General features: G+C 39.4%; 8 protein-coding genes and 5 pseudogenes. 4 read left to right on the top strand and 9 right to left on the bottom strand.

The genetic code is table 11. The features are described 5' to 3' along the window. The first annotated feature begins 301 nt into the window (after nucleotides 1-301). A pseudogene (locus ACFRAK_RS12645) lies at nucleotides 302-886 on the top strand (CGNR zinc finger domain-containing protein). A gap of 346 nt (nucleotides 887-1,232) precedes the next feature. Beyond that, a pseudogene (locus tag ACFRAK_RS12640) lies at nucleotides 1,233-1,783 on the top strand (HPP family protein). Between the two features lie 141 nt (nucleotides 1,784-1,924). Here ACFRAK_RS12640 and ACFRAK_RS12635 read toward each other — a convergent pair. Next, nucleotides 1,925-3,037: a DNA alkylation repair protein gene (locus ACFRAK_RS12635; RefSeq protein ID WP_394571814.1), complete on the bottom strand. Its 1,113-nt coding sequence runs from the start codon at nucleotides 3,035-3,037 to the stop codon at nucleotides 1,925-1,927. Between the two features lie 299 nt (nucleotides 3,038-3,336). Beyond that, nucleotides 3,337-3,579: pseudogene (locus ACFRAK_RS12630) on the bottom strand (carbamate kinase); the annotation flags it as partial. Nucleotides 3,580-3,601: 22 nt separating this feature from the next. Between ACFRAK_RS12630 and ACFRAK_RS12625 the strand changes: the two are divergent. Together ACFRAK_RS12625 and ACFRAK_RS12620 are read left to right on the top strand one after the other, a co-directional pair. Continuing rightward, nucleotides 3,602-3,695, top strand: a pseudogene (locus ACFRAK_RS12625) (aldo/keto reductase); the annotation flags it as partial. A 152-nt stretch (nucleotides 3,696-3,847) separates the two neighbouring features. After that, a pseudogene (locus ACFRAK_RS12620) lies at nucleotides 3,848-4,643 on the top strand (SDR family NAD(P)-dependent oxidoreductase). 211 nt (nucleotides 4,644-4,854) lie between these two features. On the opposite strand, the gene ACFRAK_RS12615 reads toward ACFRAK_RS12620, so the two are convergent. From ACFRAK_RS12615 to ACFRAK_RS12585, 7 genes are all read right to left on the bottom strand, one after another. Beyond that, on the bottom strand, nucleotides 4,855-5,016 hold the full coding sequence (locus tag ACFRAK_RS12615) for a hypothetical protein (RefSeq protein ID WP_387595284.1): 162 nt from the start codon (nucleotides 5,014-5,016) through the stop codon (nucleotides 4,855-4,857). A 1,058-nt stretch (nucleotides 5,017-6,074) separates the two neighbouring features. Beyond that, nucleotides 6,075-6,911, bottom strand: a complete 837-nt coding sequence (locus ACFRAK_RS12610) for an aminoglycoside 6-adenylyltransferase (protein ID WP_387707688.1) — start codon at nucleotides 6,909-6,911, stop codon at nucleotides 6,075-6,077. A 558-nt stretch (nucleotides 6,912-7,469) separates the two neighbouring features. Further along, nucleotides 7,470-8,264: an XdhC family protein gene (locus ACFRAK_RS12605; RefSeq protein WP_394571813.1), complete on the bottom strand. Its 795-nt coding sequence runs from the start codon at nucleotides 8,262-8,264 to the stop codon at nucleotides 7,470-7,472. A gap of 25 nt (nucleotides 8,265-8,289) precedes the next feature. Further along, a complete protein-coding gene (locus tag ACFRAK_RS12600; protein ID WP_394571812.1) occupies nucleotides 8,290-9,156 on the bottom strand; it encodes an FAD binding domain-containing protein in 867 nt (288 codons plus the stop codon). Next, a complete protein-coding gene (locus ACFRAK_RS12595; RefSeq protein ID WP_387595273.1) occupies nucleotides 9,150-9,617 on the bottom strand; it encodes a (2Fe-2S)-binding protein in 468 nt (155 codons plus the stop codon). Before ACFRAK_RS12595 ends, ACFRAK_RS12600 begins: the two co-directional genes overlap by 7 nt. Next, nucleotides 9,614-11,773: a xanthine dehydrogenase family protein molybdopterin-binding subunit gene (locus ACFRAK_RS12590; protein WP_394571811.1), complete on the bottom strand. Its 2,160-nt coding sequence runs from the start codon at nucleotides 11,771-11,773 to the stop codon at nucleotides 9,614-9,616. The genes ACFRAK_RS12595 and ACFRAK_RS12590 overlap by 4 nt, the downstream gene beginning before the upstream one ends. A 116-nt stretch (nucleotides 11,774-11,889) precedes the next feature. Continuing rightward, nucleotides 11,890-12,495: a nucleotidyltransferase family protein gene (locus ACFRAK_RS12585; RefSeq protein WP_387708830.1), complete on the bottom strand. Its 606-nt coding sequence runs from the start codon at nucleotides 12,493-12,495 to the stop codon at nucleotides 11,890-11,892. Nucleotides 12,496-12,789: the final 294 nt, after the last annotated feature.

Below are 12,789 nucleotides of genomic sequence, written 5' to 3'. Positions count from 1 at the left end.
TTATAACCTGTACGTATAGGTTCTGTATACGCTTTCATATTATCCTGTACGTACAGGTTGTGTCAAGAGCTTTTTCCCTCACTTTAATAGGATTGATTATCATGTGATTTCATTTACTATACTGTTATTGCTAATATGGATGTTTGATAACATCAACAATCTCTCATGTAAGATGATTGGCTATGGGGTTCTTAACATGAATAACTAGCTGAAAAATCCCGAAATAGGGTATTATGTTGACATAACCTCTAAATCAATATTTTAAAGGTTAGCATTTAACAGAAAAATGAGTGATGAACATATGTCTGAAATTAATAAATTTCCACTTATATCAGGTAATCTTTCTCTGGACTTAGTGAACACGGAACTAGTCAGTCGAGGTCAACGGCAAGACATATTACTTTCAGATCGGGATGTGTTGGACTTGCTTGCTGCAATAATAGGGAAAAACTCATATTGGGATAATCAGCTATTCTTTAAAATTAAAGAGAGAATTCAGCAGTTATTTGTAGGCATTATAGAAATGCGTACTATTTTAAGAAAACAATTTGAGTTAATTGCAGATGGAAATATGATTCCTGATGAGTTTATCGCTTTTTTAGAAAGTAAAATCGAAAAATCACCTTTCACTTATAAATTAATGGATCAAAGACTTGTTCCCATACCTGTTGGAGAAGCGGAAGATATCCTGCTATCTTATATTGCTTTTGACACATTAACATTAATCGAAGAAAATAAGCTGTCATCACTAAAGTGATGCTCGAATGATGATTGCGTCGTGTTATTTATCGATGAAAGCGGAAGACGCAAGTGGTGTTCAATGAAAATATGCGGGAATAGAAAAAAGGTTGCCCGATTTCAACACCGAAAATCTGATGATGAATGAAGTTCCAACTTATTATATAAGTTGGCTTTTTATGGATTTTTAAAATAACCACTAGAAACTATTTTTACAGGTTAGTTTGTTTCGTGTAAAGTCTAATTATATAAGGCAGTTTCCGCATACTTTGTTGCTATTTACCAAGTAATGTGGTGTGGTTGATTTCCCCTCCAGATGCTCGCTTTCCGCGGGGCGGGCGGTGAGCCTCCTCGGCGTAAACGCCTGTGGGGTCTCACCTGTCCCGCTGCTCCCGCAGGAGTCTCGCACTTGCGCTCCAATCAACCTTAAATCGTTTAGTTTTTAAAAACAACAATCTTTACGAAAGGTGCCTTATATAAAAAGGAGTGGGTTCATTGGACCGTATAGCAGTAGCAAGGAAAAAGAAAAACGTTTTTTTCACCTACGTTATTTAACGAAGATGAAGGGAAAAGGAAGAAGCCCTTTACAGATAAATGTTAAGGACGCAATAACGGGACTGATTGGGGATTTTCAACTATATTCGCTTTAATTCTTTTAACAAAAATAACTTCAGCAGTGTGGTTAATGGCTCCATTTGGTGCCAGCTGTGTACTGGCGTTCGGTCTGTGGAACGCGCCGTTATCACAGCCACGAAATATTATTGGCGGCCATTTCGTTTCAACATCCGTAGGTTTAGCCTCCTATCATTTTTTTGGCGATGAGCCTTGGGCGATCGGCTTGGCTGCGGGTTTAGCATTTGCCGTCATGATGCTGACAAAAACGACGCACCCGCCAGCAGGGGCAGACCCACTTGTTGTTATGCTAGGTCATTATAGCTGGAGCTATTTATTTACGCCTGTGTTAATTGGTTCCGTGATAATCGTTTTACCATTGTTCATTAATAATTTGCGCAGCAATCGGAGCTATCCAACTTTTTGGATTTGATTGATTTTTAATGTGTTATTTGCAATGTTTCACTTTCATGAAAGAATTAAAAACGAGGAACTCTGGACTCCTCGTTTTTGTTAGTTATAAGTACTGGTACTCCTGTAACTAATCAAGGACTTCCATACTTTTTAAGTTCCGTTATCCTTCAGCGTTTAGTTTGATATGCGTTTCTGAAACCTCGACTCCGTTCACAAGGAGTGTTATTCGATGGATTCCCATATAATGTCGACGGGTCGTCAAGTCTTTCCAATTGTGAATCCTCACTCTTTCAACTCTTTCACCATTCGAGAAATCCCTATCTGCCAAAAGGAAAATTTTCCGGGACGTTTTCTGATTGGCTTTTACGAAATCGATGGCATACTCAATGCGAAGTTTCGCTGTCTTCTCAGTATGCACTTGAAACCCGAAATGAAGCTCACTGGTTTCCCCAATATAAATCGAGTCAGCTTCATTTCTTATAAATGCGTTTGTAATGATATTCGGATCATTCAATACATCCATGTATCCAAATAATGAAAGGACTTCTGGATCTCCTTGACGAACTAGAGTCCTGCATCCCCGTCGGACAATCCAAATCGTATTGGGCTCTCCGCTTTCATGCCAGCGCTTGGCAGTTTCTATTACTGTTTTAGGATGATCTTTGGCAATATCATTCAAGTTATTGGCCACACTTTTGCGAACATATAGGGACGGGTCGTTTTTCAGGTTCTCTAGTACTTCCAAGACCGGTGCCGGATCGGATTTGAACATCGGTAAAGCTTGCCCCCATGGTAACCTTGGCCGGCATCCTTCACTTGCCAGCCTGCGGACATGCTCATCACCATGATTGGTCCATTCCTTCATCCTCTCTATCATTAAAACGGGATCACGCAAGATAAAAGCACGGATGGCAAATTCGGAGGATGACCTTGCAGTAAAACGCTCCAACGCATCTAGCGATAATGGCCAATCTTTCTTATTCAATCCATGTACCTCGACAAAGTCCGGGAAAAATAAATATCTAAACCCTTCACAATCCTTATCCATTCGATATAAAATATCCAAAGCCTCGTGATAATCACTTGGAAGATGCTTTCCAAGGGTAATCGAAATATGTCTAATTCGTTCTTTTAACTTCCTCTCGTCCCAATCCTCGTCAATCACTTCTTCTACAAACGATTCAGTAGTGAAGGACGGATGGACCCGCTTTACTTTTTCACCGAAATCACGAATGAACGTTTCATTATATAGATCCTTTAAGGGCTCAGCCATTTAATTCACTTCTTTTCTTCAGGTTTGGATACTTGCACTACCTATCAGCTATCATTTCAAATTATGTTAGGGACCTTCATCCATAGAGCGATGCACTGCCAAGCGAACAAAAGCCGCAGCTTACACAAGCCACGGCTCTTTCAATTCTATAAAACGATTGGCTAACTTGGAAAATCTACTATACACTATACATCGACAAATGTACACGAGCATTGACTGGCATCGATTCTCTTATGATATTGTCTCATTAGTTCCTTGTTTACAATTCTTGTTCCAAGTTCTCCTTTTAGTGCCGCGTCGACATCGGTTAGGATCATAAATACACCTGTATCGACTTCCTGTGCGAGCTTAAATCCGCTTCGGTCCTTGTCAATTACGGCTTCAATCCCAACCGTCTGCCCATCATCATGTTTCACCACCGGAATGCCTCCGCCTCCAGAAGCAATGACAATTTTTCCTGCCTCTGTTACCGGTTTAATCACTTCAGTCCCAATGATTGATTTCGGCATTTGCGATGGAACGACCCGTCGCCAGCCTCTTCCGGTCTATTCCTTAACAACCCATATTACCATTCCAAAATCAACAAAAGAACATCGCATTATAGAAAATGAATCAAAACCACCGTGCAGGGCCAGTCCCTGACAATTTTGATTTTTAAATAAGGTGGAAGGAGATAGACGCATTCAATTTGTCTCTCCTATCTGAATAATAACAGGCGATTTATCTAAACTAGTAACAAGATGTGTTTACTTTTTACCTCCTTCTCTTTCTAACCAACAGTTTTGTTTTATATAAATAGGAGGAAATTAGATGAAATTGAGTTTAAAAGGAAAAACAGCCCTTGTCACGGGATCGACAGCTGTATTGGCAAGGCTCTAGCGCGCTTACATTAGTAGCAGAGGGAGCCACTGTTCTTATTAACGGACGACGGGAAGAAAAGGTACATCAAGCAATTAAAGAAATTCAAACACAATATCCTCAAGCCATTCTCCAACCTGCTATTCATGATTTAGGAACGGAACAAGGATGTCAACAGATGATTGAACAATATCCAGAAGTAGATATTCTGATTAATAATCTTGGCATTTTTGAGCCCATTGAATACTTTGATATACCAGATGAAGATTGGTTTCGATTATTTGAAGTGAACATCATGAGTGGAGTTCGATTAACCCGCTCTTACCTCAAAAAAATGATACAAAAAAAAGAGGGAAGAATCATCTTTATTGCAAGTGAAGCAGCTATTATGCCTTCTCAGGAAATGGCTCATTATAGTGCAACAAAAACCATGCAATTGTCAATTTCCCGTAGTTTAGCTGAGTTATGTAAAGGCACAAATGTCACTGTTAATACAGTTATGCCTGGCTCAACTCTAACAGAAGGTGTAGAGACGATGCTAAAAAGTCTTTATCCAAATGAACAATTAAGCATAGAAGAAGCTGAAAAACGATTTATGAAAGAAAATCGCCCAACGTCTATTATTGAAAGATTTATTCGTCCCGAAGAAATTGGACACCTTGTTACTTTCTTAAGCAGTCCACTTTCTTCAGCTATTAATGGATCAGCATTACGAATAGACGGTGGATTAGTACGTAGCGTGTTTTAATCAATAAGCCGACATAACTTTGCAATCGTTATGTAGGCTCTATATTTCTATTTGCCTCCCAGTATTATGTGGACAATTAACTACAAACAAAAAGAGCCACTTTCTGTTAGAGAGTGGCTTTGCATGAGTACGATTACTGCTTGTGGGCTAGTATGTAAGTAATTACTTAATGCAAATTGCCTTATCTACTGGAAGGAGAAAGCCCGTTCGATTATTTTCCAATTAGTCTTGTTAAAGCCATCCCAAGAAATCCAACACCCATTCCTAACATCCATCCGATTTGGGAACTCCCTAACAACGCGCCCAATCCTCCACCAAGAAACATGCAGCCAACGAATACTAATGCTCCAACGCCCCATTTCCGCCGATCCATAATTCAATCACATCCTTTCACTAAAACATATGCTATTAACTAACTAACCTTTCTTGAAAATGGTTTTTTATTTATTTTGCTAGAGGCGGTATAGTTGTTTGGCTTAGGATTAGCAATGGTCTGGGAATTCAAAAGATGAAATTGACGGCTTTGAAGGGATTGTAGGAGGTGAATTTAAACTTTTAAGTGTCATAACTTGAGAGTTGCGGAACAAATCTTCTTCAACTAAAGCCAGCTAATAGAAGATGGTTGCTGTTCCTTTAAAGGGAGCGATTGTTTTTTTACTTTTTTATTGGTTTTTCCGACGAAACTTAGCCATGCTGTTCTCAGTTACATCAAAATAAACCCCTTGGGAGTCAAGGGGTTTATCGTCTTTCACTTTTATGGTTTATGTATGATTTTATTCAGCTAAAAAAGGATATTTCCTATAAGTCCTCTTCCGATATCGGCCCCGCCTACGCCAGATATTATGACAGCCACACATGCCATCCATCCCATTGTCACTACAATGGAAAACGCTTACGTTTTCAAAGATTACTACACCTAGAATAGGTCTATCCGTTTCTGAACCAGGTGTTTGATACCAACATCGATTACTGATTTTTCCAAAGTTTGCATAGACTTTCCCCCTAAAGATACTATCCTTCAGTAATTCCATAAGTATCATAATAAACCCCTTGTGCATTTTTAAAAGTATATGCTTATATTTCGAGAGTTACTGCAAATGATAACAAACGTACCCAACGCTTTTATGAAGGATGGGGACTACATCTGGAGAGTGGTTCATTTATTCACTATTATGAATAAAATGTTTTCTCCGATTCGAAAAAGTGCTACAGACAGCTTATAACGATTTTCAACTATTGCGCCATTTTTACCGCACAGTGGACTACTTGTTTTGGCAACCCTTCGAGGACGGTGGCTTCATAACCGAGCTGAAGTTTTCTAGACCTAATTATAAAAAACCTTAATAAATAAAGGAGAGTACATAATAGCCATTTATACTATGCACTCTCCTTTTTCTTTTAGTGAAGTGGATACCTTCACAAATATTGGGTTTAATTTTTAGTAAGGTATTGTTTTACCTTATTCGCATCTTCAGAAGGGTATTGATATTCGAGAATATTAGCTACTTCAATAGCTACTTGCTCAAACAAGTCAATTGTTTCAAACAACGAATTCCAAACTTGGTCGTAATCTCCATTAGGATATGTTTTCATCAATCTTTCCCAAATGTCGTTATCAAGGTAGCACTTTAAGTACTTACTGTTTTTTCCCACACTCAATGAAAAATTGGTTTCTATACCAACTTTCCACTCAAGTATGGTTATTAACATTTCCCTTACACTATTTAAGTGGTCATAAGCGTAAAGTATTTCTTGTCTCCATAGCCCTTTTGCTACATAAGTTGAAACCCACCAAAATTCATTACAACAATCAGCAAAAAATTCAGCAGAAGGCTTTTTTACCCAGTAATTTTTATCTGTTGGTTCAGAAAGCTTAGGCATATCCCCATCTTTATCTAATAAAATAACTGTTAATCCATCTTCAGAGCAATAAATATCTTTTTCCTCAATCGGAATCAACATTAAATCAATTCTATTACCATCCTCAAATAACATTAGATAGGTGAATCTCCCACCCAATTCAGGTGGAAACATTGCCATATCTTCTGGTGTTTGCATTATCATTCTTTTCCCAAAAACATTTACCCAATCAGGATTGATTAGAAACGATTGAAAGTCAGATACAAGATAAACAATATCATAATCTCTGAAAGTATCTTTAGGTACATTAAAATTCGTTCGAGAACCATTCATTGCAACAGCTCGTACTCTCTCATCTTTCTCGGCGACTCGTAATATCAATTCCATCATTTCTTTTTCTGAACGCATTTTTTCTCCTCCTAAATATTTAATTTCTAATACGTATTTCTATTAGGAGGCCCTCTAATTAGTAATAAACTACGTTATATAAAATGATCTATTATTGACATCCTAAATCCTCCAATTATTTTAAGATTAAAACTCAAATGTATAAAAGTTGTTTTTAATTATATCACTATCCTGCACCTATAGTTGCATAAGAAAAAGCTGCCTTAAAAACAGCTCTGATCTTCAGCTAAACCAGCTAATGGGATGTCAATATCTTTTTCTGAAAATTTCATTTTCCTTATGATAAATAACCCTCCAAAACCCTTTTGGAAGGGTTATGCTTCGTTTCATAAAATTAGTAATTACGCTAAATCCAGGAACTTCTTCAATGCATATTAAATGAATGAATCAAAACGACAAAAAGCCCACTCTGATGAGCAAGAGCCAGCTACTAGCTTTTACCTATGAAAAAAGGTCAGTCCCATTGAGTTAATACTTTAATACAGCGGGGACTGACCCCATTGTCTATTAAACATTTTGATTTTAGCTTTATCTGCCTCAGGTGTTATACCTTTCTACTTATCTATTTAATTGTTTCACTTTTACAGGCTTTTTTTCTTTGCTTACTTTGATGATTTGTCCGATAATACTGATGGCAATTTCTTCTGATGTTTCCGAGCCAATTTCCAATCCGATTGGAGAATGGACCTGCTCCAACTTTTCTTGCGTGACTCCTTCACTTTTTAACTTTTCAAATATGCTTATGACCTTGCGTTTACTGGCGACCATCCCAGCATATGCAATCGGAAATTGCAGTGCCGTTTTTAATACAATATCATCACAATCTTTTGTAACAATTACCACATATGACTTTTCATTTAGATTGGCTGCGAGCAAAGCCTTTCCAATATCCTCGTTAACGAAAAGGTTTGTCGCATTAGGAAAGCGTTCCTTCGTACAATAACCAACGCGATCATCGACAATGCAATAAGGATATTCGAGGAAATCAGCGAGCTTTGCCAACGCATGGCCTAAATGACCGGCCCCAGCCAGAATGAGTTCAGGCCTGCTTGTATAGACTTCAATAAAAACCCGTAACGTGCCGCCACAATTCATCTGAATTCCATCTTTTGCATTTTTATTCAATTTATATTCAACGATTTTAGATTGGCCATTTTGGATTGCCTTTAAACTATCTTCGATCACATAGTGTTCAGCCAAGCCCCCTCCGACAGTCCCTTCAATGGTACCATCCCGGTAGACAATCATTTTTCCAACATGCCTGGGAGTCGAGCCCTTTGATTCAATAATCATGGCTAAAGCAAAGGTTTCGTTTTGACGCGTCAGCATGGACACTTTTTCCATCAGCAGCATGAAAGCTCCCCCCTATTTTAAAACATTAATTCGGTTGATATTGCTTCACGCTAAGAAAATAACGTAAAAGATGTAACGCAACGGTTTTTCTGTAAGCCGCAGTGGAGCGTTGATCGTCGATTGGTCTAATGATCTTATCGAAAGCTGCCACAATCGCAGAGATGTCTGCATCGGCTAATGGTATCGTTTTTCCAACCAGCTTATTCTCAATATCAATGGAACGAACCATCGTAGGTCCGACCGCCCCGAAGGCAAATCGAATGTCATCGATTCGATCTTTGCTTAACCGGACGAAACCCGCAAACGATACTTTGGCAATGGCATCTGCGTTGCGGTTGCCGACTTTCTCGAAAACGACATGTGAATCTTCTAATACGAACGGCAGAATAATCTCCATTACTATTTCATTGTGAAAGCGTTGAACCCGTCGTGGACCTTTAATAAAATCGCTAATCGCAACCATGCGATCACCATTTACGGAGCGCAACAGAATCATTGCATTGTATACATATAATAAAGGAAGCATGTCACCGGCTGGAGAGGCGTTGCAAACATTACCGCCTAATGTTCCCCGGTTTCTAATTGCCGGGGCAGCAATTGTTTTAATTGCATTCTTTAAAGCAAAAGGAATCAGCGGATTTTCAAGTAATTCACTATAGGTACAGCAGGCCCCGATGTGGAGATCCTTGTGATGTTGATACACCTGCTTTAATTCGGAAAGATGATCTATAAAAACAATCGGTTTAGGGATTTTCGGAGGTACTCCCCTTCTACTTTTGTGAAGAACCATAACATCGGTGCCTCCGGCTATGATTGAACAATCTTCTCTATTCAATTGGCTCAACGTTTCGTCTAAACTCTCGAAGCGATTCGCTGTTATTTTCTCTACCATAAGCCATCACCTTTTTTAGCTGCTAGGTTAATTGCCTCAACAATCATATTGTAGCCCGTACATCGGCACAGATTTCCGGAGATGCCTTCACGAATTTCAGCCTCTGAAGGATGAGGATTTTCAGATAACAAAGCTGCACTTGCCATAATCATCCCCGGAATGCAATAGCCGCATTGCACTCCCCCGGCGATGGAATAGCTCTCATCTAAAATTTTAAATTGTTCCGTTTCAGTGATGCCTTCGATCGTTTGAATATCGGCACCAGCAATCGAGCCAATTGGAATAAGGCAGCTGTTTTGCAGAAGGTTATTCACAAAAACACTGCAGGCTCCGCACTCCCCTTCACCACAGCCTTCCTTTGTTCCGATTAACTCAAACTCATCTCTTAATAAATCTAGTAATCTTGCTGTAGCAGGGGCGTCAGTTTCTACCGTTCTTCCATTTAGTGTGAATTTAATCAACCCTCTTCACCTTCTTTCATCCAAAGACTTTCAATAATGACTTCCGGTGTAATCGGAATTTGCTGAAAAGAAGTTTGCAGGGCATCCTCGATCGCAGATTGGACTGCTGGAGCGCCTCCGATTAAAGTCAATTCACCTGCCCCCTTCGCCCCGTATGGACCATCAGCATAGGGGTTATCAAAGACCTTGCTTTCAATTGAAACAACATCCAATGAAGTCGGCGGTCCATAATCCGATATGCTTTTTTGTTGGATTCTACCTTGCTTTGACGTCATCTTTTCTAGATAACCGTATGCTAGCCCTTGAGCCAAACCACCGTCAATTTGGCCTTTCATAATCCGTTCATCGATGACCTTCCCAACTTCATAATTGCCGTATACTTTTTCTAACTTTATATTTCCTGTTAACGTATCAACTTCTACTTCAACGATATTAACGCCCCATGAATAAGCCGGGTAGGCATCTCCAGTGAAGGTTTTCTCGTCCCAAGGAATCATTTCACGGTGAACATAGTGTTCAACTACTTCCTGTTCCACCCCTGTTTGCCACTGATCCTTAAGTTTTTTTGCGGCCCGTTCAAGCAATTTCCCGACAATCATCGTCGTCCTGGAAGCTACGGTCGGACCCGAGTCGGGAACCTCTTTTGTGTCGGGATAAGGGCACAAAATATCTTCGAACGGGAGGTTAAGTTCTTTGGCGACAATTTTACACAACGTCGTCAAAATACCTTGTCCCATATCAGAGTTTGAGATTTTTAGTGATACCTGGTCGTCCTTTGATTTAACCAGCTTCACCGTTGCTTTTATATGATCTCTTTCGCCACTGCCTGTAAATCCACAGCCGTGGAGGAACAACGAAGCTCCTATGCCTTTTTTACAGCGCTGATTTTGTTGATTTAAGCGCTGAAAATCTTCTTTTTTCTTTTTGTATTCTGACACGTTGAGTACGTCCTCAATCATTTCTTCCACTAATATCGGGTCGCGGAATTTACCTTTGGTGATGGTGGGGTCTCCTTGTTTGACGAGGTATTTTCGTTTATATTCAAGCGGGTCGATTTTTGCCAGTTTACTAAGATGTCCAATATGACTTTCGATTCCGGCAAAGCTTTGTGGAGCACCAAAGCCTCTGAAGGCGCCGTTCGGAACGGTATTTGTTTTTAAGACATAGCCTTTTGCATGAAAATGCGGAATTTTATAAACACCGGCACCGTTTATTAATGCGCGCTGGAGCACGACATCGCTCAATCCCACATTTGCCCCTCCATCGAGAAAGATGTCAACACACATGCTCAAAATATTTCCTTCCTTATCAAGGGCCGTTCGATATTTGAGTTTGGCCGGATGTCTTTTCGTCGTAACCAGCATATCCTCAGAACGGTCGAACACGAGCATTACCGATTTTTTGACTGCTCTTGCGGCAACGGCTACGTGACAAGCCATCATCGAAGGATAATCTTCTTTGCCGCCAAAACCTCCGCCGGTAGGACTTTGAACAACTCTAACTTCATCGTCACCACAGGCTAATGCGCTTAGCAATGCATTTTTTATATAATAAAGACATTGCATCGATCCCTGGACGACAATTTCATCATCCTTATAAACGGCGAGCATTCCTTGCGGCTCAAGGTAGACATGCTCCTGATAACCCGTATCATATTCTTCTTCTATGATTTGATGGGCTCCCTGCTCGATAGCTGAAATATTCTCTAAGCTTTCCCCAAATTCATGGCTTGCCAAAACTAAGGATACTGATTTTTGCTTGATCGCTTCGTCCAATGTATAGATAGCCTGATGTTCTTCAAATTCAATCTCCACTTCATTTAACAAACTGTACAGGATATCCAGGTCTTTGCCCGTGAGCATGAGAATCGGCTCACCAATATAATTGACCCACTCATTGGCAAAAATGGGCTGGTCTTTTTTGATAATTTTGACATAATTCGGTCCGGGGATATGCACTGCTCCAACAGCTTCATACCCTTCCGGAAGGTTAGGTAATTGAATGGATATGACTTTTCCATAAGCAATTGGCGATCGATACAAAACACCATAAACCATATTTTCCAATTTCACGTCACTAATATAGGGCAACTGGCCCGATACTTTACCTTTATGGTCCTTTTTGGGCACTGAGGTGCTTATGTCTTTGAGATTCATTGCAACAACACCCTTCGACTCATATTTTTATTGGGACATATTCTGAATAGAAACCTCTTCCTATGATTTTATCAATGAGAATGATCTTTTATGATTCATTTCTATTCAAGATTTTCCTAGTTTTTAATTATATTTTTACTTCGCTTATCATAATCAATGGCTTTTTGGTAATCCTCCGGTGTATCAACATCCATTAATACTCCCGCATCATCTATATTCATGTATTGCTTTTCGTAACCACCAAGGACCAGACGCAAATTACTCTCTGGATTGGTTTCGAGAATTTTCTGTTTCACTTCGCTTGATAATTTAATGGGATGGCCGCCTTTATAGTCAAAGCTGGGAATAACCACGTTTCCTTTGTGTTTTGCTATTAGCTGAACAGTCTCTTTTTTAACAAGCGGACAATCTCCGGGTGTTATAAAGAAGGTTGGGGCATTTACTTCGTTGCAGCCCTTTTGAATGGAATGAAACATTCCCATGTTAAAGTTTTCATTATAAACAAACTTGATCTGAAATGAATAGGCATTTTTACTGATGATTTTGGCAATTTCCTCTTGGATGATTTCCGCTTGAAACCCAGCTACGACGATGACCCTGCTGCATAATCCTTCAAATTTAGAGATCGTTTGCTCCAACACGCTCATTTGCCCCATCGGCAAAGTCATTTTAAATGCATTCGCTCGGCTGGAATATCCAGCAGCTAGGACGATTGCTTCCATGTTTGTCACCTTCTACCTATCATTTTTCTTAACTCTCACAATAAAAGCACAAGCGGTGTAAGCATTTGCGGTATGGACTATTAAGAGATCATTGATTATTTATACTTTGAATTTTAATTAAATAATCAGGATAGCGTTTTTTCTTTATATGCGTAAAAGCCTCATTATATTACTTATGGTACGCTTCAGCGTAACGCATCTAAATGAGGTTTTTTTAACTCTCATTTAATTACATACTTAGTCCTTCGACTCTTCTGTAAGCTAAATTCCCCAACTCAAGATTATAATTCAAGT

The sequence above is a fragment of the Peribacillus sp. NPDC056705 genome (assembly GCF_043656335.1).
This window is presented reverse-complemented; position numbering and strand designations above follow the sequence as displayed.

Bases quoted from the DNA above. Each gene is read 5' to 3' on its own strand.
- ACFRAK_RS12635 (WP_394571814.1), bottom strand. From the start codon at position 3,037: ATGGCTGAGCCCTTAAAGGATCTATATAATGAAACGTTCATTCGTGAT.
- ACFRAK_RS12615 (WP_387595284.1), bottom strand. From the start codon at position 5,016: ATGGATCGGCGGAAATGGGGCGTTGGAGCATTAGTATTCGTTGGCTGC.
- ACFRAK_RS12610 (WP_387707688.1), bottom strand. From the start codon at position 6,911: ATGCGTTCAGAAAAAGAAATGATGGAATTGATATTACGAGTCGCCGAG.
- ACFRAK_RS12605 (WP_394571813.1), bottom strand. From the start codon at position 8,264: ATGCTGCTGATGGAAAAAGTGTCCATGCTGACGCGTCAAAACGAAACC.
- ACFRAK_RS12600 (WP_394571812.1), bottom strand. From the start codon at position 9,156: ATGGTAGAGAAAATAACAGCGAATCGCTTCGAGAGTTTAGACGAAACG.
- ACFRAK_RS12590 (WP_394571811.1), bottom strand. From the start codon at position 11,773: ATGAATCTCAAAGACATAAGCACCTCAGTGCCCAAAAAGGACCATAAA.
- ACFRAK_RS12585 (WP_387708830.1), bottom strand. From the start codon at position 12,495: ATGGAAGCAATCGTCCTAGCTGCTGGATATTCCAGCCGAGCGAATGCA.